This window comes from Sphingopyxis terrae subsp. terrae NBRC 15098 (assembly GCF_001610975.1).
Taxonomy (GTDB): Bacteria; Pseudomonadota; Alphaproteobacteria; order Sphingomonadales; family Sphingomonadaceae; genus Sphingopyxis; species Sphingopyxis terrae_A.
Genome location: NZ_CP013342.1, coordinates 2,979,389 through 3,006,115, shown reverse-complemented (window position 1 = coordinate 3,006,115; position 26,727 = coordinate 2,979,389). Strand labels below are relative to the sequence as shown.

24 protein-coding genes and 1 tRNA gene are annotated in these 26,727 nt (G+C 66.4%); 8 read left to right on the top strand and 17 right to left on the bottom strand.

Annotation, left to right across the window (positions count from 1 at the left end; all coding sequences use genetic code 11):
- Positions 1-15: 15 nt before the first annotated feature.
- Genes AOA14_RS14315 through AOA14_RS14305 form a run of 3 tightly spaced genes read right to left on the bottom strand, consistent with a single transcriptional unit; the run spans position 16 to position 5,812 of the window.
- A complete protein-coding gene (locus AOA14_RS14315) occupies positions 16-1,431 on the bottom strand; it encodes an efflux transporter outer membrane subunit (protein WP_318153200.1) in 1,416 nt (471 codons plus the stop codon).
- Positions 1,428-4,625: an efflux RND transporter permease subunit gene (locus tag AOA14_RS14310; RefSeq protein ID WP_062902277.1), complete on the bottom strand. Its 3,198-nt coding sequence runs from the start codon at positions 4,623-4,625 to the stop codon at positions 1,428-1,430. Before AOA14_RS14310 ends, AOA14_RS14315 begins: the two co-directional genes overlap by 4 nt.
- On the bottom strand, positions 4,622-5,812 hold the full coding sequence (locus AOA14_RS14305) for an efflux RND transporter periplasmic adaptor subunit (protein WP_238929669.1): 1,191 nt from the start codon (positions 5,810-5,812) through the stop codon (positions 4,622-4,624). Before AOA14_RS14305 ends, AOA14_RS14310 begins: the two co-directional genes overlap by 4 nt.
- A 147-nt stretch (positions 5,813-5,959) precedes the next feature.
- On the opposite strand from AOA14_RS14305, the gene AOA14_RS19370 reads away from it, so the two are divergent.
- The gene (locus tag AOA14_RS19370; protein WP_165760685.1) at positions 5,960-6,544 is read left to right on the top strand and encodes a TetR/AcrR family transcriptional regulator; all 585 of its coding nucleotides are present in this window, start codon (positions 5,960-5,962) and stop codon (positions 6,542-6,544) included.
- Here AOA14_RS19370 and AOA14_RS19870 read toward each other — a convergent pair.
- The gene (locus AOA14_RS19870) at positions 6,450-7,664 is read right to left on the bottom strand and encodes a glycosyltransferase (RefSeq protein WP_062902274.1); all 1,215 of its coding nucleotides are present in this window, start codon (positions 7,662-7,664) and stop codon (positions 6,450-6,452) included. The genes AOA14_RS19370 and AOA14_RS19870 overlap by 95 nt on opposite strands.
- 171 nt (positions 7,665-7,835) lie before the next feature.
- Between AOA14_RS19870 and AOA14_RS14290 the strand changes: the two genes are divergently transcribed.
- The 3 genes from AOA14_RS14290 to AOA14_RS14280 are packed head-to-tail and all read left to right on the top strand — an operon-like array spanning position 7,836 to position 10,472.
- The gene (locus AOA14_RS14290) at positions 7,836-8,759 is read left to right on the top strand and encodes a hypothetical protein (protein ID WP_238929668.1); all 924 of its coding nucleotides are present in this window, start codon (positions 7,836-7,838) and stop codon (positions 8,757-8,759) included.
- Entirely contained in the window at positions 8,756-9,286 is a 531-nt protein-coding gene (locus AOA14_RS14285) for a DUF2141 domain-containing protein (RefSeq protein ID WP_062902273.1), read from the top strand. The genes AOA14_RS14290 and AOA14_RS14285 overlap by 4 nt, the downstream gene beginning before the upstream one ends.
- A 4-nt stretch (positions 9,287-9,290) precedes the next feature.
- A complete protein-coding gene (locus AOA14_RS14280; RefSeq protein WP_062903183.1) occupies positions 9,291-10,472 on the top strand; it encodes a glycosyltransferase in 1,182 nt (393 codons plus the stop codon).
- Here the strand turns inward: AOA14_RS14280 and AOA14_RS14275 are convergent.
- From AOA14_RS14275 to AOA14_RS14260, 4 genes are all read right to left on the bottom strand, one after another.
- Complete coding sequence (locus AOA14_RS14275) at positions 10,427-11,227, bottom strand: DUF2334 domain-containing protein (RefSeq protein ID WP_062902272.1); 801 nt, start codon at positions 11,225-11,227, stop codon at positions 10,427-10,429. The two genes, AOA14_RS14280 and AOA14_RS14275, sit on opposite strands and share 46 nt — an antisense overlap.
- A gap of 128 nt (positions 11,228-11,355) precedes the next feature.
- Positions 11,356-13,749: a TonB-dependent receptor gene (locus AOA14_RS14270; protein ID WP_062902271.1), complete on the bottom strand. Its 2,394-nt coding sequence runs from the start codon at positions 13,747-13,749 to the stop codon at positions 11,356-11,358.
- A complete protein-coding gene (locus tag AOA14_RS14265; RefSeq protein WP_062902270.1) occupies positions 13,728-14,663 on the bottom strand; it encodes a FecR family protein in 936 nt (311 codons plus the stop codon). Before AOA14_RS14265 ends, AOA14_RS14270 begins: the two co-directional genes overlap by 22 nt.
- A gap of 36 nt (positions 14,664-14,699) precedes the next feature.
- Positions 14,700-15,221 carry an RNA polymerase sigma factor gene (locus AOA14_RS14260; protein WP_234180222.1) on the bottom strand — a complete coding sequence of 174 codons (522 nt, stop codon included), beginning with the start codon at positions 15,219-15,221 and terminating at the stop codon, positions 14,700-14,702.
- A gap of 156 nt (positions 15,222-15,377) precedes the next feature.
- Between AOA14_RS14260 and AOA14_RS14255 the strand changes: the two genes are divergently transcribed.
- Both AOA14_RS14255 and AOA14_RS14250 read left to right on the top strand, forming a co-directional pair.
- Positions 15,378-15,995 carry an exonuclease/endonuclease/phosphatase family protein gene (locus AOA14_RS14255; protein ID WP_062902268.1) on the top strand — a complete coding sequence of 206 codons (618 nt, stop codon included), beginning with the start codon at positions 15,378-15,380 and terminating at the stop codon, positions 15,993-15,995.
- Positions 15,996-16,044: 49 nt separating this feature from the next.
- On the top strand, positions 16,045-16,455 hold the full coding sequence (locus tag AOA14_RS14250) for a hypothetical protein (protein WP_062902267.1): 411 nt from the start codon (positions 16,045-16,047) through the stop codon (positions 16,453-16,455).
- On the opposite strand, the gene AOA14_RS14245 is transcribed toward AOA14_RS14250, so the two are convergent.
- From AOA14_RS14245 to recF, 3 genes are all read right to left on the bottom strand, one after another.
- Positions 16,437-17,120, bottom strand: coding sequence for a hypothetical protein (locus AOA14_RS14245; protein ID WP_062902266.1), 684 nt, complete (start codon positions 17,118-17,120; stop codon positions 16,437-16,439). The two genes, AOA14_RS14250 and AOA14_RS14245, sit on opposite strands and share 19 nt — an antisense overlap.
- Before the next feature lie 126 nt (positions 17,121-17,246).
- On the bottom strand, positions 17,247-19,001 hold the full coding sequence (locus AOA14_RS14240; protein ID WP_202988274.1) for a class I adenylate-forming enzyme family protein: 1,755 nt from the start codon (positions 18,999-19,001) through the stop codon (positions 17,247-17,249).
- Positions 19,002-19,121: 120 nt separating this feature from the next.
- On the bottom strand, positions 19,122-20,231 hold the full coding sequence (gene recF, locus AOA14_RS14235; RefSeq protein ID WP_062902265.1) for a DNA replication/repair protein RecF: 1,110 nt from the start codon (positions 20,229-20,231) through the stop codon (positions 19,122-19,124).
- Positions 20,232-20,481: 250 nt separating this feature from the next.
- Here recF and AOA14_RS20275 point away from each other — a divergent pair, with 250 nt between their 5' ends.
- Both AOA14_RS20275 and AOA14_RS14230 read left to right on the top strand, forming a co-directional pair.
- Positions 20,482-20,610: a hypothetical protein gene (locus AOA14_RS20275; protein WP_255265911.1), complete on the top strand. Its 129-nt coding sequence runs from the start codon at positions 20,482-20,484 to the stop codon at positions 20,608-20,610.
- Positions 20,611-20,671: 61 nt separating this feature from the next.
- Positions 20,672-20,851 carry a PspC domain-containing protein gene (locus tag AOA14_RS14230; RefSeq protein WP_003044434.1) on the top strand — a complete coding sequence of 60 codons (180 nt, stop codon included), beginning with the start codon at positions 20,672-20,674 and terminating at the stop codon, positions 20,849-20,851.
- A gap of 108 nt (positions 20,852-20,959) precedes the next feature.
- On the opposite strand, the gene AOA14_RS14225 is transcribed toward AOA14_RS14230, so the two are convergent.
- From AOA14_RS14225 to lon, 6 genes are all read right to left on the bottom strand, one after another.
- Complete coding sequence (locus AOA14_RS14225; protein WP_040590107.1) at positions 20,960-22,264, bottom strand: sensor histidine kinase; 1,305 nt, start codon at positions 22,262-22,264, stop codon at positions 20,960-20,962.
- A 104-nt stretch (positions 22,265-22,368) separates the two neighbouring features.
- Positions 22,369-23,034 carry a response regulator transcription factor gene (locus AOA14_RS14220; protein WP_003044440.1) on the bottom strand — a complete coding sequence of 222 codons (666 nt, stop codon included), beginning with the start codon at positions 23,032-23,034 and terminating at the stop codon, positions 22,369-22,371.
- A gap of 100 nt (positions 23,035-23,134) precedes the next feature.
- Entirely contained in the window at positions 23,135-23,449 is a 315-nt protein-coding gene (locus AOA14_RS14215) for a PepSY domain-containing protein (RefSeq protein WP_062902264.1), read from the bottom strand.
- 97 nt (positions 23,450-23,546) lie between these two features.
- Positions 23,547-23,621: transfer RNA gene (locus tag AOA14_RS14210), tRNA-Val, on the bottom strand.
- Between the two features lie 162 nt (positions 23,622-23,783).
- Positions 23,784-24,056: an HU family DNA-binding protein gene (locus tag AOA14_RS14205; protein ID WP_003044445.1), complete on the bottom strand. Its 273-nt coding sequence runs from the start codon at positions 24,054-24,056 to the stop codon at positions 23,784-23,786.
- A 171-nt stretch (positions 24,057-24,227) separates the two neighbouring features.
- On the bottom strand, positions 24,228-26,624 hold the full coding sequence (gene lon, locus AOA14_RS14200; protein WP_003044448.1) for an endopeptidase La: 2,397 nt from the start codon (positions 26,622-26,624) through the stop codon (positions 24,228-24,230).
- Between the last annotated feature and the right edge of the window lie 103 nt (positions 26,625-26,727).

The window sequence follows — 26,727 nt, the reverse complement described above, 5'->3', positions numbered from 1 at the left end:
CACGAGATCGGCGCCTTAGGCGGCGCCGTCCTGCCAGCCGCCGCCCAGCGCCAGGAACAGCGCGACCAGATAGGTCGCGCGCTGCTGTTCGGACTGGGCGATGCTCGCCTGGATCTGCGCCAACGAGCGCTCGGCATCGAGTACGACCTGAAAATTCTCGCGCCCCGCCTGATAGCGAAGCCGCGCGATCCGCGCCGCCTCGCCCGCTTCGTCCGCTGCACGGCGTAGCGCGGCAAGCCGGTCGAGTTCGCCGGCATAGTTGGCGAGCGCGCTTTCGGTTTCCTGAAGCGCGCCGAGCCAGGTGCCGTCGAAGGTCGCCAGCGCCGCGTCGGCGCCGGCCTCCGCCTGCTTCAGCCGCGAACGCGCGACCGCGATGTTCGGAAAGCTCCACGAAATCAGCGGCCCGATCGAAAAGCGGAAGCTGTCGGACTTGCCCAGCCCCGACACCGCGTCGGCGGTCGATCCCACAGACCCGCCGATGCTGATGCTGGGATAAAGGTCGGCGGTCGCAACATTGACGCGCGCCGCGGCGGCGGCGAGCTGGCGCTCGGCCCGGCGAATATCCGGGCGACGGGCGAGCAGCGCGGCGCCGTCACCGACCGGAATCGGACGGTCGAGTTCGGGCGGCGCCTGGCATTGCAACGCGGCCTGCGGCGCTTCGGCGGGCGGCTTGCCAGTCAGCAGCGCAAGGCGATAGAGCGCCCCGGCGCGCTGCGCCTTCAAGGTCGGCAGGGTCGCGCGCGTCTGTTCCAACAGCGCCCCTGCCTGCCCGGTGTCGAGCCGCGTCGCGCGCCCGCCTTCGAACAGCCGGCGCGTCAGGTCGAAGGTCTGTTCCTGAATGCGCAGCGTTTCCTCCGCCACCGCAAGCTGGCGGTTGTAGGCGCAGACGTCAGCATAGGCGCGCGTCGTTTCCGCCGCGACCGTGATGCGCGTCAGGTCGAAGGCCGCCTGCACCGCGTCGGCATCTGCGCGGCTCGCGCGGATCGCACTTTCGACGCGCCCGAACAGATCGACCTGATAACCGATGTCGAGCCCGACATCATAGCTTTCGCCCTCGACCGGGCCGATGCCGGTGACACTGCCCGGCTGGCGGGCGTAGGTGCCGCTGGCGCTTATTCCGGTGGTCGGCAGGCGCCCCGCTCGCGATTCCTTCAACACCGCGCGCGCCTGTGCCAGATTGGCGGCGGCGACGCGCAGATCGGTATTGGCGGCGAGCGCCTCTTCGACGAGCGCGTCGAGCGTCGGGTCGCCGAACAGGCTCCACCAATGCCCCGCCGGCTGCTCGCCGGTGAAGGCGGGCGATTTGCCTGCCTCGAGGAAAGGCGTCTGTCCGGGAGCGGCGGGGGTCGGCGACACATAGGCCGGACCGACGGCACAGCCCGACAGTGCAAGCGCGGCGGCACCGGCCAGCAGGACATTACGGCTCATCATGGCATCTCCAGCGGCGCATCGCCGCCCTTGTTGGTGCGGCCGCGCGCGAACCATTGCTGGACGCGATAGCCCAGCTTGCGCGACACGACGTAGAAGATCGGCGTGAAGATCAGCCCGAATATGGTGACGCCGAGCATGCCGAACGTCACCGCCGTGCCGAGTGCCTGGCGCATTTCCTGCCCCGGCCCGCTTGCCACCGCGAGCGGAATGACGCCGAAGATGAAGGCAAAGCTGGTCATCAGGATCGGACGCAGGCGCGACTGCGCGGCGTGAACCGCGGCGTCGAGCGGAGCCATCCCCTCCTCTTCCTCCGCCTGCTTGGCGAATTCGACGATCAGGATCGCGTTCTTCGCCGCGAGCGCAATCAGCACGACCAGCCCGACTTGCGTCAGGATATTATTGTCCATCCCGCGCAGGTTCACGCCAAGCATCGCCGCCAATATGCACATCGGCACGATCAGGATCACCGCGAGCGGCAGCGGCAGCGATTCATATTGCGCCGCCAGCACCAGGAAGACGAAGACCACCGCGAGCAGGAAGATCAGCACCGCGCTGCTCCCCGCCTGCTTTTCCTGATAGGCAAGGCCCGTCCATTCATAGGAAAAGCCCTGCGGCATCGTCTTCGCGGCCAGTCCCTCCATCGAGGTCAACGCCGCACCCGATGAGACGCCCGGCGCCGCCTGTCCCTGCAGTTCGACCGCGGGGAACAGATTGTAACGCACGACGCGGGTCGGACCGCTGTCGTCGCGGAAGGTCGCGACCGACGAGAGCGGAACCATCTCGCCCGACGAGGACCGCACCTGCAATCGGCCCACATCCTCGATCCGGCTGCGCGCGCTTGGTTCGGCCTGAGCCGTGACGCGGAAGGTGCGGCCAAGGAAGTTGAAGTCGTTGACATAGGTCGAGGCAAGATAGGTGCCGAGCGCGGCGTAGACCTGGCTCGGGTCGACGCCCAATATCTGCGCCTTGTCACGATCGACATCGGCGAAGATGCGCGGGCTTCCGGTGTTGAACAGCGAAAAGACCTGCGTGACGTCGGGCACCTGCTGCGCCCCGCCCATCATCGCCTGCGTCACCTTTTCAAGGTCGCGATAGTTTTGCCCCTCGCGCGCCTGCAGCATCATGGTGAAGCCGTTGCCGTTACCGAGGCCCTGCACCGCGGGCGGCGCGATGACGAAGGCGTTTGCTTCAGGGAGCGCCATCGCGAGGACGCCCGACAGCTTGCCCGACAATGCGCTGGCGCTCAGATCGCTGCCGCGCTCGCTCCAGTCCTTCAGACGGATGAACATCGTGCCCGCGTTCGATGCGGTCGAAAAGCTCGCGCCGTCGAGCCCCGAAAAGGTCGCGATGCTCTCGACGCCGTCGATCTGCGACACCGTCTTCTGCGCGCGCGCCAGCACCTCGCTCGTGCGATCGAGCGACGCGCCGGGCGGAAGCTGAACCACGCCGATCAGCACGCCCTGATCCTGATCGGGGATGAAGCCCGTCGGCGTATCTGCGAGGCGCCAGCCGGTCGCGGCGAGCAGTACCGCATAGATGCCCAGCATCAGCGCCGTCTTGCGGATCAGCGACGCGGTGGTGGTGCCATAGCGTTCGGACAGTCGGTCGAACCCGTCGTTGAACCTGTTCGCGGCGCGGCGGACCACGCGCATGATCCGGTTTTTCGGTTCGGCGTGATGCTCCTCGTGTGGCTTCAGCAGCAGCGCCGCCATCGCGGGCGACAGGGTAAGCGACGTCAGCAGCGAAAAGACCGTCGCCGCCGCGATCGTTACCGCGAATTGCTGATAGAAGATACCGGGGATGCCGGGGATGAAGGCCGTCGGCACGAACACCGCGACAAGGACGAGGCCGATCGCGATCAGCGCGCCCGACACTTCGCTCATCGTCCGGTGCGCGGCTTCGCGCGGGGTGAGGCCCTGACGAATATGCTTCTCGACCGCCTCGACGACCACGATCGCGTCGTCGACGACGATGCCGACCGCGAGCACCAGCGCGAACAGCGACAGCGAGTTGATCGAAAAGCCGAGCGCCAGCTGCACCGCAAAGGTGCCGATGAGCGCCACCGGAATCGCGATGATCGGGATGATCGCCGCGCGCCAGGTCTGCAGAAAGACGAGCACGACGATGACGACGAGGATGATTGCCTCGATCAGCGTTTCCTGCACCGCGCTCACCGACGCCTGCACATATTCGGTCGGGTTGAAGGGGATCTGATATTCCAGCCCCGGCGGGAAGTCCTTCGACGCCGCCTTGACCTCGTCGAGCACCAGCTTCGCGGCATCGAGCGCGTTGGCGCCCGGCTGCTGGATCACCGCCATGCCGACGCCCGGCTGGCCGTTGAAAACGCCGCGCACGCCATAATCCTGACTGCCAAGCTCGACCCGCGCGACGTCCTTCAGCCGCGTGATCGCGCCATTCTGCGTATCGGTCTTGATCACGACATTGGCGAATTGTTCGGGCGTCACGAGGCGTCCCGGCACTTCGACCGGAAGCTCGAACGCGGGATTGCCCTTGCCATAGGGCGGCGCGCCGACCGAGCCGCCGGCGACTTGGACATTCTGGCTCTGCAGCGCCGCGACAATCTCGGTCGCGGTCAGGTTGCGCGCGGCGGCCTTGTCGGGGTCGATCCACACGCGCATCGAATAATAGCCGCCGCCGAAAATCTGCACCCCGCCGACGCCCTTCAGGCGCAGCAGCCGGTCGCGCAGCGTCGAATTGGCATAGTTGCCGACATAATCGAGGTCGATCGCCGGATCGGTCGTCGTCAGCGCGACGATCATCAGGAAGCCGGTTTCCTGCTTGTTCACCTGCACGCCGATCTGGCGCACCTGTTCGGGCAGGCGCGGTTCGGCGAGCGCAACGCGGTTCTGAACGAGCACCTGCGCCGCATCGAGGTCGGTGCCTGGCTGGAATGTCACCGTTATCTGCGCCAGACCCTGCGTCGAGGACGACTGGATATAGAGCATATTCTCGACGCCGTTGACCTCCTGCTCGATGGTCGACGACACCGTTTCGGCGATCGTGTCGGGCGAGGCGCCGGGATAGGATGCGGTGATGCTGATCGTCGGCGGCGCGATCTCCGGATATTGGGCGAGCGGAAGCTGCGGATAGGCAAAGGCGCCGATCAGCGTGATGAAGATGGCGATGACCGCCGCGAAGATCGGGCGGTCGACGAAAAATCGGCTGAAATTCACTGTGCGCCGCCCTTGCCCGCTGCAGCGCCCGCCGCGGCAGGCTTCGCGGCCGCCTTGGCGGGCACGACCTTGCCATCGGCACCGATCCGGCCCGCCTCGATCTTCGCGGGCTTGCCCGGCATCGCGCGCTGGATGCCGCCGACGACGACGCGATCCTTGGCGGTGATGCCCGAACGGATCACGCGCAGCCCGTCGATGACGGGGCCAAGCTCGACCGGGCGCGCCTGCACCACATTCTTGTCGCCGATCACATAGACCAGGCGCCGCGCCGCATCGGTGACGATGGCGGTGTCGGGAACCATGACGGCGGCGTGCGGCGCCGAAGCCGCAAGCTGAAGCTGGCCGAACATGCCCGGGCGCAGCTTGCCATCGGGGTTGGGCACGACGGCGCGGACGGTGATCGTCCCCGATCCGTTCGACAGTGCGTTGTCGACAAAGTCGATCCGGCCCGAAATCGCATAATCCTGCTGTCCTTGCAGGCGGATACGCACCGGCGCGCCGTCGAGCTTGTCGCCGCGGCGTTCATAGCCGAGCAGGCTCGCCTCGGAACCCTGGAAGCTGAAATGGATGGGGCTCGTCGACACGATCGTCGTCAACACCGTCTGATCGGCGGTGACCGCATTGCCGGGATCGACCAGCCGCTGCGAAATACGCCCCGAAATCGGTGCGGTCACGCGCGTGAAGCCGACGTTGAGCTGCGCCGATCGCACCGCGGCCTGCGCCGCCGCCACATCGGCTTCGCCAGCGCGCACCGCGGCACGGCGCTGCTCGACCTCCTCGGTACTCGCCGCTTGCGATGCGGCCAGTGTCGCCGAGCGCGCGAATTCGGTTTTTGCGTTCGCCAAGGTCGCGTTGGCGCGCGCCAACTGCGCGCGCGCCTGATCGAGCGCCGCCTGGTTCGGGCGCGCATCGATCGAAAAGAGAAGCTGCCCGGCCCGCACATATTGGCCGTCGGCAAAGTGTACGCGCTGCAAATATCCCGAGGCGCGCGGCCGCACTTCGACACTGTCGATCGCTTCGAAACGGCCGACAAAATCATCCCACTCCGTCACGTCGCGGACGAGGGGCTGAGACACGGTGACGGGAAGCGACGGCGGACCGCCCTGTCCTTGGTCGCCGCCGCCCGAACAGGCAGCCAGCGCGAACGAAAGGCACAGGACGGGCGCGAGGAGAAAGCGCTTTTGCATGATCTTGTCTTTTCTGTTGAAGCGTTCCGCCATCGCGCGACAGGGAGGGGGGGAAGTTGCGCGATGACGGTCGCTGTCAACTAGTGGGCCGTTCATCGTAAGTCAACAGTTGTTGATTTATTCTCATTCACCATTATGGACGCAAAAATGGAGAGAAGCTCAACCATCAAGCGGCGCGATGCCGTTGCAACCCGCGCGTCGATATTGGCGGCCGCGCACCAACGCTTTCTGCGCGAGGCGTATGAAAATGTCGGACTGCGCGACATTGCGGGTGATGCCGGGGTCGATGTCGCGCTGATCAGCCGCTATTTCGGCGGCAAGGAAGGGCTGTTCCGCGAAGTCGTCAGCGACGAAGCAAAGCCGCATCTGTTCCGCGAGCCCAAAAGCATCGACGAATTACCCGGTTTTCTGGCGCAACTCGTCGCCGAAGACGACGACGCCGACCGCCATCATCGCATGGAGATGTTCGTCATCATGCTGCGCTCGGCCTCGTCTCCCAAGGCGGGCGATATCATCCGCGAACTGGTGAACCGCGACGTTCTGGAGCCGCTCGCCGGAACGATCGGCGGCGATCAGGGCGAGATGCGCGCCAATATGCTGCTGGCGATCCTGATGGGCGTCGGCGTCCTGCGGACGATCATGAAGGTCGATAATTTCGAACTCGATGCCGAAGAAGGGGCCGAGTGCGTCGAGCGCTTTCGCTGCCTGTTCGCGGCGGCGTTGACCTGCTGACCGCCGCGGCGCAACCGCCCGCCCCGGCCAGACGGTCGAAAAGATCGAGATAGCGGCGCGCAGCGAAAGCCGTGCCGAAAGGCTCGGTAACGACCGCCGGAGAAAAGGGTCGGCGATCCTGCCGGTCGATCCATTCGAGCATCGCCTCGGCAATCGCCGCCGGTTCGCGGCTGGGGACGATCGCGCCGCAATCACCGTCCGCGAGCAAATCTCGCAGGAAATGCGAACAGTCGGTGGCGATAACCGGAACGCCGCGTTCGAGCGCTTCGACCGCAACGGCAGGCCCGCCTTCGTAGCGCGAGGTAATCAGCAGCAGGTCGGCATGGTCGAGCGCCGGCCCGATCGATGCCAGGCGCCCCGGTAGCGCAATCCGGTCCGCAACGCCCAAACGCCGCGCCAGCCGCGCCAGCCGCGGCGCGTCGGGCCCGTCGCCCGCAATGGTCAGCCGCACGTCGCGATGCTTGGCCAGTTCGGCGACAACGCGCACCGCGAGACCGAAATCCTTCTGCTCGACGAGTCGCCCCGCCGCCAGCAGATGCAGCGGCCCGGTGCCCGGCACCTTCCTGGCTGCCGGCAAATTTATGATCGTGTCGATATTGGGATCGAAGATCACGCTGACCTCCGCGCGTCCCGTCAGCGCACGCACATCGTCCGCGAGCCCGGTCGACATGGCGGCGAACCAGTCGACATCGCGCGCCGCCCAACGAAAGGCCCGCGCAAGCAGCGCGCGTAGCGCCGGGATCGCCGAAGGCGCCAGCGGATTGCTGATCTTCGCCACGACCTTCGGCCGCCGCGGCAAATCGCGCACGGCGCCCGCCAGCACATGATGAAAATTGCCCGGCAGAAAGAGGACGTCCGGCCGCAGGCGAGCGATCGCCGCCGACAGCGCACGCCGCAGGCGCAGGCGCGAAAGCGGCGTTCTGGGAATTTCGGGTTCGAGGCGTTCGGTGTGTACCCCGCGCGGCACGGCGGAGCGCAGCGGACCATCGAATGTGCCGCAAAGCAAGGTGACGCGGCGCCCCTGCGCCACCCATTCGCGCGCCAGCCGCAGCGCGATCACCTCGGTCCCTCCGAACGAAAAATCGTGGAAAATGATGACGATGTGCTGCGCTCGCGCCACGCCGCAGGCCTTTCCGATGCCATACCGGCGCCCGTGTCGGACGCCCTTCCATCGACAAGACGCCGCGCGCGTCGATTTTCCGCACCGCGCCGATGCGGGATCGGCCGCGCCGCGGCGTCTGAAGCTGAAGAAGCGAAAAATCGCTGGAAACGATACTAACGGGATAAAAGCGTGAACGGATTGACGGTTGCCACAGCCCCCACACCGACGCCTCCCCTCGCCGCACTTGAGCCGCTGACACCAATCCGCAGCCGCTGGCCGGCGCTGGTCAGCGGCCTGCTCAGCCTGGCGCTGCTCGCCGGACTGATACGCGAGCTTTTGGGCGGCGGACTGGCCGCGCTGCACGAGGCGCTGCCCACCAACCCGCTATTCTATCTGGTCTTCCTTGCCATCTATGCGGTGCAGCCGCTGTCCGATCTGGTGATTTTCCGGCGGCTGTGGGGCCTGCCGCTGTCGGGCATCGTGCCGATCCTGCGCAAGCTGGTCGCGAACGAGATTTTGCTCGGCTATTCGGGGGAAGCCTATTTCTACGCCTGGGCCCGGACGCGGCTCAACATGGTCGCGGCGCCTTTCGCGGCGATCAAGGATGTCAGCATCCTGTCGGCGGTCGTCGGCAACATCTTCACGCTGGCACTGCTCGCTATCGCCACGCCCTTCGCCTATTCGCTGCTGCCCGCCGAGCATATCCGCCCGATCCTGGGGTCGGTAGGGGTCATGCTCGCCCTGTCGCTCGCCATCCTGCTCTTCCGCGGCCGCCTGTTCTCGCTTCCTGCGAGTGAACTGCGCCGGGTGTTCCTGATCCACCTCGTCCGCACCATCGCCTACACCGGGCTGCTCGCGCTGTGCTGGCATCTTGCGCTGCCGCTCGTGCCGCTCGCGCTCTGGATGCTGCTCGTGACGGGACGCCAACTCGTCGCGCGCCTGCCGCTCGTCCCCAACAAGGACATCGTCTTTGCCAATCTGGCGGTCTTTCTGGTCGGCAACGACGCCGCGGTGACGCGGCTCGTGGCTCTGACAGTCGCGCTGACCCTGCTCTGCCACGTCATCGTCTTTGCGCTGACCTGGCTGCCGCTGCGCAAGGGAGCGGCCGCATGACCCGCTTCCGCTTCCCTGCCCTCGCCGCCGCCATGCTGGCTTCAGCCGCAATGGTGCCGTCCGCACGCGCCGCGGTCTATGGCGACGCGCCCGCCTGCGCCGCGGGTTCGACAACGCCGGCGCTGCTCGTCTGGCTCGACGGGCTGAAGGACCGCAAGGGACGGATCCGGGTCGAGCTGTTCCCGAGCAACGACAAGGATTTTCTGGAGGATGATTTCGTCCTTCAGAAAGCGGGCAAGGATTTCCGCCGCATCGAATTTGCGGCCCCCGCCGCCGGTCCGGTCGCGGTGTGCATCCGGGCGCCGCGGCCTGGCCGCTTCAGCTTCGCGATGATCCACGACCGCGACGGCAAGCACAAGTTCAGCTTTTCCTCCGACGGCGTCGGCTTTCCCGGCAATCCCAAATTGGGGTGGAGCAAACCCAAATCGGCAAAGGCCGCGGTGACGCTGGGCAGCGGTGTCACGGAAATGCACGTGATGATGAATTATTTCCACGGCCTGGGCTTTTCGCCGGTCAAGAAGGATTGAGGTGATGCGGATCGTCGACGTCTGCGAATTCTATTCCCCCACCGGCGGCGGCATCCGCTCCTATGTCGACCGCAAGATGCAGTTGCTTGCCGAAGCCGGCCACGAACTGATCGTCCTCGCGCCCGGCGCCGAGGATCGCGAGGAAGTGCGCGCGACCGGCGGCCGGATCATCTGGGTCAAGGCGCCGCCGCTGCCGTTCGATGCCAATTATCGCATGTTCTGGGATGCGGCGCCGATCCATGCCTGGCTCGACCGGTTGCACCCCGATGTCGTCGAAGCCTCTTCGCCCTGGCGCCCCGCGTGGATCGTCGGAAAATGGGCCGGCGACGCCGCGAAGGTCTTTTTCCTGCACAGCGACCCGGTCGTATCCTATCCGCAGCGCTGGTTCGGACGGATCGCCTCGCGCGAAAAGATCGACGCCGCCTTCGAATGGTTCAATCGTTATCTGCGCCGCGCGATGCCGCTGTTCGACAGTCTGGTGGTCTGCGGCGATTCGCTGGGCAAGCGGCTGAGCGACCGCCACATCGGTCCGGCGCATTGCGTCGCGCTGGGCATCGATCGCGCCGCCTTTTCACCGACCCTGCGCGACGCCAGCCTGCGCGCCGACCTGCTGGCGCAATGCGACCTTCCCGAAAGCGCCACGCTGCTGGTCGGCATCGGGCGGCACCATGGCGAAAAGCGATGGGACATGGTGATCGACGCGGTGCAGGCGGCCGCCGCCCGCGAACCCGTCGGCCTGATCCTGATCGGCAAGGGACCGGCGAGCGCCGCGCTGCGCAAGCAGGTCGGCGGCAATCCGCATATCCGCATGTTCCAGCCAATCTATGACCGGCCGCAACTGGCAACGCTGATGGCGAGCTGCGACGCGCTGATCCACGGATGCGAAGGCGAAACCTTCGGCCTGGTGGCGTCGGAAGCGCTGGCGTCGGGCCTGCCGTTGATCGTCCCCGACGAGGGCGGCTGTGCCGAGATCGCTCGCCAGGATTTTGCGGAAACCTATGCCGCACGCGATGCCGCCGCAGCGACGCAGGCCATCGCCCGCTTCTGCGCGCGCGATCGCGCGGCGGTCCGTCAGGCGGCGCGCCGTGCCGCCATCGCCGTCCGGTCGGACCGCGACCATGTCGCGGACCTGCTCCGCCATTATGACGCGCTGATCGCCGCGCGTTCGTCGCGGGTGGCGGCATGATCGGCCGCGAGATCCCCATAGCGGGCGACCCGGCGTCCGGCGAGCAGCGCGGCACAGCATTTGTCGATGCTGGTCACAAGGTTGGGCACATGCGCATCGCCCGGATGCACCGCGACGCGCACGTCGCGCATCGGCTTCAGCGCATGCCGCGCGAGCGCAGAAAACAACAAGGAACTGGCAATCCGCGCCCTGCTGCGGCTTGCCCAGGTGATGACCGGACCGCGCGCGAGCACCGCGCCGGTTTGCGGATTCCACACCTTCATATGATCCTCGGCCATCGTAAATCCGGCCTGTGGCAAAGCGGACAGAGCCCCAGCTCCGTAGAGCCACGCGGGCGCGATGAAACCGGTTGCGGCAACCCCTGTCACGTCCTCAACCAGTTTCTTGGCCGCCGTCATCCGCGCCAGCGCGGTGGCATGGTCAAGGCCGAGGAACTCGCCCTCGCCCGCCGTCATGTGGCGCGCGCGGAAGCCGTCGAGCGCTCCGCTGTGCCGGCTGTCGTCGCGATGCGCCCAGCCATGCACAAACATTTCAACACCCGCGTCGGCCCAGCCGCGCAGGCGGCTCTGAAAGCCCCGGTCTTCGGCGATCGGCGCGCTGTCCCAATGGTCGGGAACGACCAGCATCGCGACCTTCGGCCCACCAAGGTGGCGGACGAGTTGATCGAGCAGGCGATCGACCTCGTCGGCGAAGCGCGGGCTGACGTCGTGGATCGAGGCGAGGAATTTGCGCGAGGATTTATCGGAGGGCCGCATGACTGACATGTCCTTGATGGCGATGGTCTATCGCTTGCTCGTCTGGGGCAGCCGCAACGCGGACAAGGCGCCTCGCACCCGCACCGCGCCCGCAAAGGCGCCGCCGCCGCGCGCGGCTGAACCTCCGTTCAAAAGGCTGCATCCAGGCCAATCCTGACGGTGCGGGGCCGCAGCGGCGTTTCCTGCCGACCGGCGACCACAGTGAAGGGGTTCCCATAGGAAAAGCGGTTACGATCGGCGTTGAACAGGTTCGTGACACCTAGCGCAAAGCCGAAACGCCCGCGCTCGAGACGCAGGTTCAGAGCCGTGTCGACATAGCGGCCCTGGCTGATGTCGAGCAGATTGCCGACGCCGAGATAGGATTTGCCGACATAGCGCGCATCGGCGGCAATCGACAGGCGGGCATCGGCGCCGACGCTCTGCACCCAGCGCGCGCCCACCCGCGCGCCCCACTGCGCGATATTGGGCAGATCATTGTCCTCCGCCCGCGCATAGGCCGGTGCGGCCTGGGTCAGGCTGCTGTGGTTGAGAAAGGCGCTGCCGTCGAGGCGCAGCGACGGGGTGGCGTTCCACGTCGCAGACGCGCTGAATCCGAGAATCGAACCATTGCCGATATTGTCCGTGTAGGGAAAACCCTGCGCATCGACGAGGTCGGCCTGGATCGATTCCCAGCGCGCGTATGAGCCCGACAGCGCCACGCTGAGCGGATCATGATCGGGCGCGCCCCGCCGCGCGCCGAGTTCGAACGTCGCAATGGTGTCCGACTGGAAGGCGACCGCGCTTCCCGGGCTGCTCACCGACAAGCCGCCGGGTCGGAATCCCTCCTGATAGCGCCCGTAGATCAGCCACCCGCCCCCCGGCTTCCAGCGCAGCGCCACGGCGGGTACGAAATAGTCGACGGCGCGGCGCGGTTCGGGCGGGTTCGGGTTGGCGGGATCGATCAACTCGCCCGAAAAACGCGTATGGGCATAGCGGCCGCCGAGGCTGGCGCTGAGCCGCGGCGCGAGGCCGAAGGTCCATTCGCCGAACAGCGCCACCTCGCTGCGTTCGTTCAGAATATCGGCAATCGGGGCGGGCGCGGCGGGGTCGCCAAGCGCGCGCCGGGTCCGGTCCTTCCCGTCGGTGATGCCGATCCCCGCGATCCAGCCATGCCCGTGCGCGCCCTGCCGCGACAGCGTGGTTTCATTGGCGTGCTGGCGGATCCCAATATCCTGCGTAAAGGCCAAGGGGTTCCCGCCGCCGAGCGCCGACGCATCGAAGCGGTTCGCCAGATCGTGCGACACGATCGCACCAGTCGATCGCAGCACCAGCGGACCCCAGCTTCTTTCGACCGTCGCGTAAAGCAGCGAATAATCATTGTCGAAGGGCTGCGCGATCAGGCTCTGCCGCGTCAGGTCGGGCAGCCCGGCCTCCGAATATTGACCGTCGCGCGTCTGGATGTCCTGCCGCACCCAGCCCGCATCGATCGTCCAGCCGTCGCCCGGTGTCACACGCAGCGCCGCGCGCCCGCCGAAGATGCGGCTGCGGTTGACGTTGCTCAGCCCGCGGGCGCTGTCGTCGATATAGCCGCCATCGATGCGATGATAGCCGACGACACGCAGCGCAGCACGGTCGGTCAACAGCGGCAGGTTGAGCGTCGCCGCCGCATCGTGGCTGTCGGCGCCGTGCTGGGTCAGTGCATAGCCCGCTTGCATCCGCGCCGCGAAACCGCCGCTATCGGGCTTTGCCGGATCGATGCGGATGATGCCGCCGAGCGATCCGGCGCCGTAAAGCGTCCCCTGCGGCCCTTCCAGCACCTCGATCTTGTCGATGTCATAGAGCGCGATGTCGGGATCGGGCGCGTTATAGTTGAGCCGCGCGTAGCCGAAATATTGCCCAACCGTCGCCTGCGTCGGGCCGGTGAAGCTTGAATCGGCGACGCCGCGAATGAACAGTTTGTTGCGGCCGGGGCCGAGGTTGGTCGAATTGACCGACGGAAGCTGGCGCACGATGACGTCCGAACCATGCTGCCCGGGCGCGCCCGCGAAACTGTCATCGAGGCGCATCACCGTGACCGCAGCGGGATAGTCGGCGAGCGAGGTGTCGCGCTTGCTGGCCGTGACGATAATCTCTTCGGGCGGCGCGGAGTCGGCCGGGCGCGGAGCCGCGGGGCGCGGCGCCGGGCGGCGCGGCGGCGGTGCCGGGCGCGCCCGGACGGGGACGCGCACAATGCGAAAGCTGCGCGCGTCGATGATCGTCACGCCCAGCGCGGTGCCGCGCAGCAGCCGCGCGAGCGCGGTTTCGACGTCCATCGTGCCGGCGACGCGGCGCACCCGGATCTCGCCCATCGCAGGATCGGCAAGCGCGACGCTGACGCCGCCCTGGCGCCCGAGGTCGAGGATCGCCTGGTCGAGCCGGCCGGCAGCGATGGCAAAGCGATGCGTCTCGGCGGCATGGACCGACGCGGGGGCCAGAGCCGCCACGAGGCTGGCCGCCGCCCATTGCCTGTAACGCTGCACCATCAGTTCGCGGTCAGTCGCCACTCCTCGCCGACCTTGCGGGCCGAAACGCCCATCAGGATCGCGATCTTTTCTATAGCGGCCCTATCCTTGCCGTCGATCAGGATCGTGCCCGTAAAGGTGCGATCGGCGATGGCGGGATCGACGGCGATCGGGGCGCCAAGCGCGCGCGACAGGTCGGGTGCAATATCCGACAGCGGTGTCGCGGTGAAATCGAGCCGGCCCGTCTTCCACCCCGCCACCGTTGCGGGATCGACGCGGGTGACGACCGGCGCCGCGCCGCTATGTGCGATGAGCAGCCGCTGCCCCGCGCGGAGCAGCAGGGCCGCGCGATCGGGATCGAACATCACCGCACCTTCGGCAACGCTCACTTCGGCACGTCCGTCCTCGCGCGCGACGTTGAAGACCGTGCCGATATCGCGCAGCCGCATATCGCCCGATACGACGGTGAAGGGATCGGTCGGATCGTGGGTGACGCGGAACACCGCCTCGCCGCTTTCGAGCGTGGCGATGCGCGGATTGCGGCGGTCGAGTGTCACGCGCGTTCCGCCGTTTAAGTCTATCACCGTCCCGTCGTCCAGCGTCACGCTGCGCTGCTCGCCGAGCGCGGTCTCGACCGCATAGGTCGGCACCGCGACGCGGTAGACCGGCCATGCGCTCACCGCGACAAGCAGCGCGGCGGCGACTGCACCAGAGCGGCGGAAGAATCCGGGGGCATTGTCGTTGGCAGGCGCGGCGTCGGGGCGATCCGCGGCCAAGGGGCGCGCGGCGAGGGCCTCGGTCATCGCCGCATCGGCGATCGCTACCCGGTCATAGGCTGCGGCGTGCGCCGGATCGGCCTCCAGCCACGCGGTGAAGGCGGGCCAATCGGCATGCGCGGGGTCGCGCTGCCGGACGAACCAGCCCACCGCTTCCTTTTCTGCCGCGCCGTTTGCCATGCCTAAAACCGTCCCTTCGCAGCTAGGACGGTATGGTCAGTCATTTTCCGCATCGAGTTTGTCACGTAATTGCAATACGGCCTTGTAGGCCTTTTGTAGATGTTTTTCGACAGCGCTCAGGCTGAGGCCGAAATGCGCGGCAATATCGCGCTGCGGTGTGCCATCGATGCGGTAGCTGCGGAAGATGCCGGTGGTCGGCTCGCCCAGTTCGTCAAACAGCGCCGCGACGCGGGCAAGCTCGCTCTTCGCGATCGCCGTGCGCTCGGCCGATGGAGCCGGCGACGCCTCGCCCGCGTCGCCCGTTGCCAGCGCGCTCCACGCATCGTCGCGCCGCTCGCGGCGCTGCGCCGAGCGGCGGCGATCGATCACCAGATTGTCGGCGACCCGATAGAGATAGGAGAGCGGATCGTCTGGAACCGCCGCGATCCCGCCGATCTTGATCCACAAATCCTGCAGAATATCCTCGGCGTCCGACGCGTCGCCGCAGCGGGCCCGCACGAAACGTTCCAGCGCTGCGCGGTGGGCCAGGAACGCCCCATCCAGACCGTCGGCGATCATGCGCCGCCCCATACCAATGCCGCGCGCAAGCCGCAATCGGATCGCGCCCATCGATCGGCAATGCGACGCTTTTTTCGTGCCGATGCGGAAAATCGCGCGCGGCGTCGTCCATTTGACAGGGGCAATGGTCGAATTGCGTAGCGGGAGTCTTGCCCCATGTCCCAAATCCTGTCCCGCCGCGCGCTCCGGATCGCTGCGCTGGCGGGGGCGTTTGCCGCAAGTTGCACCGCCACCGCCGCGCCGTCGCCAGCCTCCGCAACGCCGATCAGTGTCCTCACCTACAATATCCATGGTCTTCCCTGGCCGCTTGCCTGGGGGCGCAGCGATGATTTCGGACAGATCGCGGCGCGGCTGCGCGCGATGCGGCAGGCGGGAATCCAGCCGCACATCGTCGTGCTGCAGGAAGCCTTCACCCGCTCCGCCCAGCGGATCGGCGCAGAAAGCGGCTATCGCTATGTCGTGGACGGCCCGGCCGCCGCCGATCGAAGCAGCCTGCCCGCAACCGACGCCGGCCGCCGCTTCGCTGCCTCGGCATCGTGGTTCAAGGGCGAGCGGTCGGGCAAGCTGCTCGGCAGCGGGCTGCAACTGCTGTCGGACTATCCGATCCTCGCGGTACGCCGCGCGCCCTTTCCGGCCTATGCCTGTGCCGGTTATGACTGCCTTGCCAACAAGGGCATATTGATGGCGCTCGTCGCGGTGCCGGGCGCGGCAACGCCGGTCGTCGTCACCACCGCACATTTCAATTCGCGCGGCGCGTCGGGGGGTTTCGGATGAGCGCGCCGACTATGCCTATCGCCGCCAGCTCGACGCTGCCGGACGGTTCATGGCGCAAAGCCCATGGCATCGCTATCCGATCATCTTTGCCGGTGACTTCAACGTCGGCAAGATCGCGCCGCGCGCCCGCGCCTTCGCGTCGGCAACGGATGGCTGGTGGGGAAATGGCCGCACCGGCGCGCTCGACGATGCGATGCACGCCTGCTCGCGCAGCACAAGCGGCCTCCCCCGCGCCGCGCTCGAAAGCTTTCGCCGCTCGAAGGACTGGCAATTATTTGCATCGACACGCTTTGCCGCGCTCACCGCTGAAGCCATATCGGTGCCGTTCGGGCGCGGCGCCGACGGCCGCATGCTGTCCGACCATACCGGCTATCTCGCGCGCTATCGCCTCGCGCCCCTTGCGAGGCCGCTCGCGCCGACCGCCGCACGCGGCCCGCTCGGCTATGTCCGTTTGAAATAGGCGATCAGGCGATCGATCGACGGCCGCGCAGCCTGTAACGCCTGCTCGGTGGCGGCATCGTCGCGCCGCGCCGCGCCCTCCCGTGCCGCCTTCAGTGCTGCACCCATCTGGCCCGCCAGCGCCGGGTCGCCGACGTCGCCCGCAATGTCATCCCAATGCTGGCCGGCCATTGTCATCGCGGCATCGACCCCGGACCAGTCCGGCCGCGCCGCCGCAAGACGCGCGGCCCCGGCCAATTGCGCATAATCAATCAGCGCCATTGCCGTTGTCGCCTTCGACACCGTCGCCATATCCTCGACCAGCGCGCGATAGATTTCGAGCGCGGCGAGTCCGGCACCCTGCCGGTCGTCCTGCCGCGCGGCGGCATCGAGCGCCGCGAGCCGCGGCACGATCGCCTGCTGCGCCGCTGCCCCGAGCGACGCGTGGACGCCTTTTTCGGAATAGATGGCGGTAGCGACGCGAGCGCGAAACTGCCCGGCCGATTCGTCCGGCGCCGCCACCGCGACATCGCGAAAATAGCCGGCAGCGGCATGTTTGAGCGGATCGGGATCGACCGCATAATCGGTAATGCCCGCGCGCGTCGTCAGCGAGAAGGTCGCAATCGCCTGATCGGAGGGCGAATGCGGTGCGCCGCAGGCTGCGAGAGTCAGCAGAGGCAGGATCATCGCGCCACGCGGCAAGCAAACATGGAGCGGAAAATCGTATAGAAAATTTGGCAAAGGCCTATCCTTTGCCCGGAAGACGTCGCGGGGGCGGCAAAGCCGCACTCCCCGCTCGTCCCAAAACGTCCGTCAGCTTGCGCGGTCGGCGAACAGCGCCTTCAGATCCTTCTTCAATATCTTGCCATTGGCGTTGCGCGGCAGCGTGTCGGCGACGAAATGCACCGCCACCGGCACCTTGAACGCGGCGAGCCGCGCGCGCACCCAATCCTGCAATTCGCTCTCGCTTGCCGTCATCCCCGGCGCCAGATGGACGACCGCCGCGGGTTCTTCGCCCAGCGTGCGATGCGGGATGCCGATGATCGCGCAATCGGTGACCGCCGGATGTTCGTAGAGCGCGTTTTCGACTTCCGACGAATAGATATTCTCGCCGCCGCGCAGCACCATGTCTTTCGCCCGGTCGACGATATAGACGAAGCCTTCGTCATCGAGGCGCGCGAGATCGCCGGTGCGCACCCAGCCGTCGACAAAGGTTTCGGCCGTTGCCTCGGGCTTGTTCCAATAGCCTTTGACGATCATCGGGCCGCGCGCCCACAGCTCGCCGACCGTTCCCGTCGGCAGCACCGTCACGCCGTCATCGTCGCGGATTTCAAGGTCGGCGACCGCAACCGCCGGCCCGGCGCTGGTCGGACGATTGAGATAATCTTCCGACGAATGCGACGTCACTGTCGCCATTGTTTCGGTCATCCCCCAGCCGTTGCCGGGCAGCGCCCCGAATTCTTCGTAGATGCGCTTGACCAGTTCGGGCGCCGACGGCGCGCCGCCATAGGCGATCGCTTCGATCGACGAGAGGTCGTAATTGGCGCGGTCGGGATGCTCGATCAGCTGCCAGGCGATCGTCGGCACGCCGCCGGTCACATTGACCTTTTCGCGCGCGATGATCTCCATCGCCTGCACCACGTCCCATTTGCGCATGAAAATCGTCGTGTTGCCCGCCGCCATGCTGCCCATCAGGCTGGCCGAACAGGCGGTGACGTGAAACATCGGAATGACGGTCAGCGTCGTGCGCGGCTGCGGATCGGGGATCGCTTCGCCGCGGCGCAGAAAGCTGCGCGCCGCCGAAAAGCCGCCCGAGAGGATATTGCTCATCAGATTGCGATGGGTGCCGAGCGCGCCCTTGGGATTGCCCGTCGTACCGCTGGTGTAGAAGATCGTCGCCTCGTCATCGGGATCGATCGCAACGACAGGCCGCGCAATATCGGGAAGCGCCGCCCAGCTTGCGGGTGCGCCGACGATATCCTCGATCGCCGTCGTGTCCCCTTCAGCGCCGCCGCGCGCGACGATCCAGCGCGATACGCCGCCCAGTTCTTCGCGATGATCGCGCAGCCGCTCCAGCCGCTGGCCATCGACGATCACGACCTTCGCCCCCGAATCGCGGATGCCATAGGCCAGTTCGGCGCCGGTCCACCACGCGTTGAGCGGCACTGCGATCGCGCCGATCGTCGTGATCGCGAAAAAGACCATCGGCCATTCGGGCAGGTTGCGCATCGCAAAGGCGACGCGGTCACCCTTGCCGACGCCCATCTCCTGCAGCGCATGCGCCAGCGCCGCGGTGGCGCGCCAATTCGCCTCGAAGCTGACGCGGTCGTCGTCGAGAATTGAGAATAGCCGCGCGCCATGGGTGCGCGACAGGTCCAGAAGGACGCCCAGATCGTTGGGGGCATTTTTCCAGACGCGCGTCGGGACGCCGCGGATCGTTACCGTCTCCATCTCGAAGCGCGCGCCTGGCGCGGTCAGCACCGCGGTTGCATCGGCCATCGACATCTTCGGCCAGGCCGGATCGAGCGCCACCAGCGGCTCTATCATCACGTCACTCGTCACGCGCATTGCTCCCATATCCGTCCGGTCGGGCGCCGGAGATTCGCCTCAGCGTTACGGACGAACGACGGGCCGCACAAGCGGGCGAAGCGTGGAAAGGCGCAGTGTTCGTCGCGGCGCGGCGACGCCCTAGCCCGGCGCGATCCGCCCGCCCGCAACCCGAAAGCGCGACACCTGACCCGGCATCGCGACGAACAGCCCCGCCTCGGTTCCGGTGAGCCACGCCTGCCCGCCCTGACCGGCAAGGCGCGCGTAAAGCGCGGCGCGGCGCAGCGGGTCGAGATGCGCGGCGACTTCGTCGAGCAGCAATATCGGCCGCTGTCCCCGGTCGCGCGCCACGCAATCGCTGTGCGCAAGCACGAGCGAGAGCAGCATCGCCTTTTGCTCGCCGGTCGAGCAGCGCGCCGCGGCGCGGCCGCTCGCCGCGTGGACGGCGGCAAGATCGTCGCGGTGCGGGCCGGCCGTCGCGCGCCCGGCGGCGGCATCGATCCGGCGCCGCGCCGCAAACAGATCGCGCAGCGCCGCGGCGTCGTGCGCCGCGCCGCGCGGGGCGCCATCGGCATCGACAAGGGTGAGTAGCGGACGCGCGAAGGGCGCTTCGGGCTGTTCCGCCAGTTCGGCGGACAGTGCCGCGAGCGTCCGCTGGCGCGCCGCATCGATCGCCGCACCATGCTCGGCCAGCTGCGCCTCCAAGCTCGCCAGCCATTGCGGATCGGCGGCGGGAAGGTCGGCGAGCAATTTTCCCCGCGCGCGCATCGCCGCTTCATAACGATTGCCATGCTGGGCATGGCGCGGGTCAAGGGCAAGGACGAGGCGGTCGAGGAAGCGCCGCCGATTGCCCGCCGTTTCGATGAACAAACGGTCCATTGCCGGAGTGAGCCAGAGGATGGCGAGCCAGTCGCCGAGTGCCGTCGCGGCCGCGGCGCTGCCGTTGATCCGGACGATCCGGCGCCCCGGCGCCGAGGGTTCGACCCCGGTACCAAGCGCCACGGGGGCGAGCGCGGGATCACCCTGCACCTCGCCGAACACTGCGAAGCCGCCGGCGGCGCCGTCGCGCACCATATCGGGCAACGCCGCGCGCCGAATCCCGCGCCCCGGCGCGAGCAGCGATATCGCCTCCAATATATTGGTCTTGCCCGCGCCATTGTCGCCGTGAAGAGCGACAAGGCCGGGCCCGGCGGCCAGATCGGCCCCCGCGTGATTGCGGAAATCGGTCAACGAAAGGCGGATCAGCGTCATCTGCGTTGCGCCTACCCCAGCCCTGTGTGCGATGCGAGTCCCGCGCATCATCGCTGTCCGGCAAAGGTGAAACGCAAAAAATTCCAATTTGAGGCAATTTTCACCACATCATTGATTTTTTCCCGCTGAAATATAGTTTCAATGTCGAAAAAACCGCGGTTAACCGCCAATGTATGAAATTGGCACGCCTCCTGCATTACTTGTGGCATCCACCGGATGGTCCGGGTGGGAGGAACGAAAGGATTATATCATGGCTCATTTCAACACCGAATCGCTCAAGAGCTACGCCATCGCGGCGGTTGCCACGCTCTACTGCTCGATCATGTTCCTGGCCGCTGCTGGCCCGAACGGTGCGGAACTCGGCCGGCTGGTCATCTGACCAGCCGCCCCCACCCATGAACAACGCCGGTCCCAGAGGGACCGGGACGGAAAGGAAAGAAATGAAACAGGGTTTTCGCAAGAATCGTCGCGATGGCATGGTCTTCGGCGTCTGCGCCGGCATGGCGGACCACTTCGGCTTCGACGTCTTGTGGACGCGCGTCGCCTTTGTGGCACTGACTTTGCTGGGCTTCGGCCTGCCGCTGCTGGTCTATCTGACCGTCGCGATCCTCGCGCCGTAACGCAGCCACGGGCCGGCCGCCTTTCAGGCATGTCGCACCGGCCCCGCATATTTCCACAATCGAAGGTCCGCCGGTCCGCCGGTGGGCCTTTTCTTTTGCGCGGCGCACCTAGCCGGCGGGCAGTTTGAGCCGTACGAGCGTCCCGCCAAGATCCTCGCTCTCTTCGAGCGCGACGCTGCCGCCATAGATTTCAGCAACGTCGCGGACGATGGCGAGGCCAAGCCCCGTCCCCGGCTTGCCGCTGTCGAGCCGGACGCCGCGGTCGAAGATACGCTGACGGTCGGCGGGCGAAATGCCGGGGCCGTCGTCCTCGATCAGTATCTCGGCCATGCCGCCCGCGCGCTGCACGGTCACGAAAACGCTCCCGCCGCCATATTTGGCCGCATTTTCGAGCAGGTTTCCGATCAATTCGTCCAGATCCTGCCGCTCGACCCGTGCCACCAGCGTCTTGTCGCCCGCCTCGTCGAAACGCACGTCGGGATGGAGGCGGGTCAGCGCGCGCAGCACGCTGTCGACGCTGTCCCAGACAACGGCGCGCGCCTGCGCCGCCCCGCGGCGCCCGACCGCCCGCGCGCGCGCCAAATGATGATCGACCTGCCGCCGCATCGTCGCCGCCTCGCGCCGGATCGTTTCGGCGAGTTCGCTGTCCGACCCCGCGGCGCTGTTGAGCAGCACGGTCAGCGGCGTCTTGAGCGCATGCGCCAGATTGCCGGCGTGCAGCCGCGCCTCCTCTGCCTGCTTTTCGTTATGCGCGAGCAGCGCGTTCAATTCCTCGACCATCGGCTGCACCTCCAGCGGCAGCGGCGCGATGACGCGGCGGTTTTCACCGCCGCGCATCGCCGCGATCGCGCGCCGGATGTGGCGCAGCGGCCAGAGGCCGTAAAAGGTCTGCAGCGCGGCGAGGACGATCAGCCCGACGCCAAGCAGCCCCAGGCTGGGAATCAGCGTCGCGCGCACCGCGCGGATTTGCTCGTCGAGTGCCTGACGCGACTGTGCGATCTGGAAACGCCAGTTGGTCTTGCTGCCCGGGAGGATGACGTTGCGCTCCAATATGCGCAGCTGTTCGTCGGGAAACTGCGTGCTGTCATAGGTATGAAGCCCGGTATCAACGTGCGGTTTGGGCGATTTGAGTGTCCGTTCCCACAGCGAGCGCGAGCGATAAGGCTCCTGCCCGCCGCCGCTGATCTGCCAATAAAGGCCGCTATAGGGTTCGAGGAAGCGCTGGTCACCCAACGGCTCGATCAGCCGCACCTCGCCATCGGGGCCGATCTCCGACGAGCGGATCATCGCGATCAGCACATATTCGAGGCTCGAATCGAAGTTGCGCGTGATCGCGCCGGTCAGCACCCGGTCGAGCGCGAAGCCGCCGCCGATCAGCAGCACCGAAATCCACAGCGCCGCGATCGCAATCATGCGCCGCGCGAGCGAACCCGTCGTCAGGCTCGCCAGCGCAGCCGGCTCCGTGCGGGTTCCGGTGCCGGGCTCGATCGGCGAGGCGGCGTCGGCCTCGGCCATGATCAGCCCTGCGGATCGTCGAGCTGATATCCGAGGCCGCGGATCGTCGTGATGATGTCGGCACCCAGCTTCTTGCGGATGCGGGTGACGAACACCTCGATCGTGTTCGAATCGCGATCGAAATCCTGATCATAGATATGTTCGATCAGTTCGGTGCGCGACACGACCTTGCCTTTGTGATGCAGCAGGTACGACAGGAGCTTATACTCCTGCGCGGTCAGCTTGACCGGCTCGCCATCGAGCGTGACGCGGCCCGAGCGCGTATCGAGCCGCACCTTGCCCGCGATCAACTCGCTCGACGCATTGCCCGAGGCGCGGCGGATCAGCGCGCGCAGACGAGCGATCAATTCCTCGGTCTGGAACGGCTTGGCGAGATAATCGTCGGCACCCGCGTCGAGCCCGGCCACCTTGTCCGACCAGCTGTCGCGGGCGGTCAGCACGAGAACGGGAAAGTTGCGCTTTTCGCGGCGCCAGCGATCAAGCACGGTCAGCCCGTCGACTTCGGGCAAGCCGAGGTCGAGGATCGCGGCGTCATAATCTTCGGTCGAGCCCAGGAAGTGCCCGTCTTCGCCATCGGTGGCAAGGTCGACAGCATAGCCGTTCCCCTCCAGCGTCGCCTTGAGCTGCGGACCCAGCGTGGGTTCGTCTTCGACAATCAAAATCCGCATTCAGGCACCTTTCGTCTGCGAACCCACCGGACAGGGCGGGCCGAACGCCTCTCTACCAAGACGCAACGATCATCGCAAAATGTCGTTGCAGCGAAAAATGTCAGGGTCTGCGGCCGACGATCCGACCGGTGCGCGCGTCGACATAGACGATGACCACCTGGCTGCCGTCCATGAACTTGAGGGCATAGACCATCTGGCGCGCATCGAACTGTGGGCCGCCGAGATAGGTCATATTGCTGTAGGGCGCGCGCGAACGGACATCGGCGATCAGGCGGTTGAGCGGGATCACCTGCCCCTGTGCCGCCGCTTCGCGCAAATTGTCCTGGTCGCGGTTGCGATCGCCGCGCGCAGCCGCCGGGCCGGCTGCAGCAAGCAGCAGCGCCGAGGCGATCGAGAGGGTTAGGGTGCGGATCATGCCGGGAGATTTAGCCCCTATGCATTGAATAGGCGATGAATGGCCCCGTCAGCCGATGTGTCGCAATGCGACAACCACCGACCATGCCACCGGGCCATGGTGGGCGCGACAGGGATTGAACCTGTGACCCCACCCGTGTGAAGGGTGTGCTCTACCGCTGAGCTACGCGCCCGCCCCGGACCGAAGCGGCTGCGCCGCGTCCGAAAGCGGGTCGTCCATAACCGCTCGCGCCGCGATTGCAACGCCGATTTGCGACTCGGCACCCCCGAAATGCAAATCGGGCCGCAGCTTGCGCCACGGCCCGAGATGTTTCTTCGTCAAGAAGCGCCAGCGATTAGTTGACGGCGTCCTTGAGGGCCTTGCCGGCCTTGAACTTCGGCTGGTTCGACGCCGCGATGGTCATCGTTTCGCCGGTGCGCGGGTTGCGGCCGGTCGACGCCTTGCGCTTGCTGACCGCGAAGGTGCCGAAGCCGACGAGACGGACTTCGCCGCCCTTCTTCAGCGCGCCGGTGATCGAATCGAACACAGCTTCGACAGCCTTGCTCGCATCGCCCTTGGTGAGGCCGCTCGAGTCAGCGACGGCGGCGATCAGGTCTTGTTTGTTCATGCCTAAGGAACCCCTGTGTGTGGTTGTTGAATGATTCTCATGGCCCGAAGCCATGGCGCGCCACTAACGATGTTTCGCCCCGCCTTGTCAAAGCAAAAAGCGGCGCGAAACCGGCCAAAATGCCGATTTTGCGATGAAAAGGCTCTTGCGGAAGCCCCGTCGGCGGTCCGGTCAGTGCCGAATCGCCGATTCGGGGTCTCCACCCGCCGAAATCGGCGGCGAAGCGGCCAATTCGTCGGCTTCGGTCCATTCAATCGGCTCGACAGGGCTGACCAGCGCCTCGGCGAGCACCTGATCGACATGACTCACCGGAATGATCTTCAGCGCCGCGGTAATGTTCGCCGGAATCTCGACCAGGTCCTTTTCATTCTCTTCGGGAATGAAAACGGTCGTGATGCCGCCCCTCAGAGCCGCAAGCAGCTTTTCCTTGAGGCCGCCGATCGCCAGCACGCGGCCACGCAGCGTAACCTCGCCGGTCATCGCGACATCCTTGCGCACCGCGATGCCGGTCAGCGTCGACACCATCGCCGTGACCATGCCGACGCCGGCCGAGGGCCCGTCCTTGGGCACCGCGCCTTCGGGCAGGTGGATGTGGATGTCCTTGCGCGCGAACAGGCTGGGCTTGATGCCATAGGCGGGCGCCCGCGCCTTGACGAAGGACAGCGCGGCCTGCACCGACTCGGTCATCACCTCGCCCAGCTTGCCGGTGGTGCGTACTTGCCCCTTGCCCGCCGCAGTGACGGCTTCGATCGTCAACAGTTCGCCGCCGACCTCGGTCCAGGCAAGGCCGGTAACCGCGCCCACCTGATCCTCGCGGTCCGAAACGCCGTGGCGAAATTTGCGCACGCCCGCAAATTCGGAGAGGTTTTCGGGCGTCACCACGACGCTTTCCGCCTTCCCTTCGAGGATCTTGCGCAGCGCCTTGCGCGCCAGACGCGCAATCTCGCGCTCGAGCGTCCGGACGCCCGCTTCGCGGGTATAATAGCGGATCAGGTCGCGCAGACCTTCGTCGGTCAGCTCGAACTCGCCGGCCTTCAGCCCGTGCGCCTCGACCTGCTTGGCGATCAGATGACGCTTGGCGATCTCGACCTTCTCGTCCTCGGTATAGCCTTCGAGCCGGATGATCTCCATGCGATCGAGCAGGGGTTGCGGCAGGTTGAGAGAGTTGGCGGTGGTCACGAACATGATGTCCGAAAGGTCGACGTCGACCTCCAGATAATGGTCCTGGAACTTCGCATTCTGTTCGGGGTCGAGCACCTCAAGCAGCGCCGACGCCGGATCGCCGCGGAAATCCTGACCCAGCTTGTCGATCTCGTCGAGCAGGAACAGCGGGTTCATCGTGCCGGCCTTTTTGAGGTTGGTCACGATCTTGCCCGGCAGCGAGCCGATATAGGTCCGGCGGTGGCCGCGGATTTCGGCCTCGTCGCGCACGCCGCCGAGCGACTGGCGCACGAACTCGCGGCCCGTGGCCTTCGCGATCGAGCGGCCGAGCGAAGTCTTGCCGACGCCCGGAGGACCGACGAGGCACAGGATCGGCCCCTTCAGCTTGTTGGTGCGCGCCTGGACCGCAAGATATTCGACGATCCGGTCCTTGACCTTTTCGAGCGCGAAATGATCGGCATCCAGAACGTCCTGCGCCTTCGCGATGTCCTTTTTCAGCTTCGACTTCTTGCCCCAGGGCAGGCCGATCAGCGTGTCGAGATAGTTGCGAACGACGGTCGCCTCGGCCGACATCGGCGCCATCGCGCGCAGCTTCTTGAGCTCGGCGTTCGCCTTGGCCTTGGCTTCCTTCGACATCTTCAGGCTGTCAATCTTGGCCTGCAGTTCCGCGAGATCGTCGCCGCCCTCGCCATTGTCGTTGCCGAGTTCGCGCTGGATCGCCTTCAATTGCTCGTTGAGATAATATTCGCGCTGACTCTTTTCCATCTGGCGCTTCACGCGGCCGCGGATCTTCTTTTCGACCTGCAGCACGCCGAGCTCGCCTTCCATGAAGGCGAACACCATTTCGAGCCGCTTTGCGGGCGCATTCTCGACGAGCAGCGCCTGCTTGTCGGCGACCTTGATGTTGAGGTTGCCGGCAACCGAGTCGGCGAGGCGCGACGAATCGTCGATCTGCGACAATTGCACCGCGGTTTCGGCCGGCATCTTCTTGTTGAGCTTGGCATAGCTTTCGAACTGGTCGACGACCGAGCGCATCAGCGCCGCGGTATCGACACTGTCGTCGACGGCATCAGCGATCGGCTCGACCGTTGCCATCACGGCCTTGCCGTCATCGTCGAGCGACTGAAGCTTGGCGCGCTGCTTGCCTTCGACCAGCACGCGGACGGTGCCGTCGGGTAGTTTGAGCAATTGCAGAACCGTCGCGATCACGCCGGTATCGTACAGATCGTCGCGGACAGGATCGTCCTCGCCCGGATCGAGCTGGGCGACGAGAAAAATTTCCTTATCGGCTTCCATCGCCGCTTCGAGCGCGGCGACCGAGCGATCGCGGCCGACGAACAGCGGCACGATCATGTGCGGAAAGACGACAATGTCCCGCAGGGGCAGAAGGGGAAAAGACTGGTTCATCAGGGCTCCTGAGCGGGCGCAAGACCGCGCGCCGCCCTTTTAATAGGGTGGTTATCGCTAATATGGCGTAACTTGGCGCGCATTCAATGACGGTGCAGTGAAT

Coding starts and splice junctions, on each gene's coding strand:
- AOA14_RS14260 (WP_234180222.1), bottom strand. CDS start 15,221: ATGATCGCCGACGGTCTGGATGGGGCGTTCCTGGCCCACCGCGCAGCG.
- AOA14_RS14255 (WP_062902268.1), top strand. CDS start 15,378: ATGTCCCAAATCCTGTCCCGCCGCGCGCTCCGGATCGCTGCGCTGGCG.
- AOA14_RS14285 (WP_062902273.1), top strand. CDS start 8,756: ATGACCCGCTTCCGCTTCCCTGCCCTCGCCGCCGCCATGCTGGCTTCA.
- AOA14_RS14305 (WP_238929669.1), bottom strand. CDS start 5,812: ATGCAAAAGCGCTTTCTCCTCGCGCCCGTCCTGTGCCTTTCGTTCGCG.
- AOA14_RS14250 (WP_062902267.1), top strand. CDS start 16,045: ATGGCGCAAAGCCCATGGCATCGCTATCCGATCATCTTTGCCGGTGAC.
- AOA14_RS14215 (WP_062902264.1), bottom strand. CDS start 23,449: ATGATCCGCACCCTAACCCTCTCGATCGCCTCGGCGCTGCTGCTTGCT.
- AOA14_RS14230 (WP_003044434.1), top strand. CDS start 20,672: ATGAAACAGGGTTTTCGCAAGAATCGTCGCGATGGCATGGTCTTCGGC.
- AOA14_RS14275 (WP_062902272.1), bottom strand. CDS start 11,227: ATGCGGCCCTCCGATAAATCCTCGCGCAAATTCCTCGCCTCGATCCAC.
- AOA14_RS14225 (WP_040590107.1), bottom strand. CDS start 22,264: ATGATTGCGATCGCGGCGCTGTGGATTTCGGTGCTGCTGATCGGCGGC.
- AOA14_RS14315 (WP_318153200.1), bottom strand. CDS start 1,431: ATGATGAGCCGTAATGTCCTGCTGGCCGGTGCCGCCGCGCTTGCACTG.
- AOA14_RS19370 (WP_165760685.1), top strand. CDS start 5,960: ATGGAGAGAAGCTCAACCATCAAGCGGCGCGATGCCGTTGCAACCCGC.
- AOA14_RS14205 (WP_003044445.1), bottom strand. CDS start 24,056: ATGAACAAACAAGACCTGATCGCCGCCGTCGCTGACTCGAGCGGCCTC.
- AOA14_RS14280 (WP_062903183.1), top strand. CDS start 9,291: ATGCGGATCGTCGACGTCTGCGAATTCTATTCCCCCACCGGCGGCGGC.
- recF (WP_062902265.1), bottom strand. CDS start 20,231: ATGACGCTGATCCGCCTTTCGTTGACCGATTTCCGCAATCACGCGGGG.
- AOA14_RS14245 (WP_062902266.1), bottom strand. CDS start 17,120: ATGATCCTGCCTCTGCTGACTCTCGCAGCCTGCGGCGCACCGCATTCG.
- AOA14_RS14240 (WP_202988274.1), bottom strand. CDS start 19,001: ATGCGCGTGACGAGTGACGTGATGATAGAGCCGCTGGTGGCGCTCGAT.
- AOA14_RS20275 (WP_255265911.1), top strand. CDS start 20,482: ATGGCTCATTTCAACACCGAATCGCTCAAGAGCTACGCCATCGCGGCG.
- AOA14_RS14220 (WP_003044440.1), bottom strand. CDS start 23,034: ATGCGGATTTTGATTGTCGAAGACGAACCCACGCTGGGTCCGCAGCTC.
- lon (WP_003044448.1), bottom strand. CDS start 26,624: ATGAACCAGTCTTTTCCCCTTCTGCCCCTGCGGGACATTGTCGTCTTT.
- AOA14_RS14265 (WP_062902270.1), bottom strand. CDS start 14,663: ATGGCAAACGGCGCGGCAGAAAAGGAAGCGGTGGGCTGGTTCGTCCGG.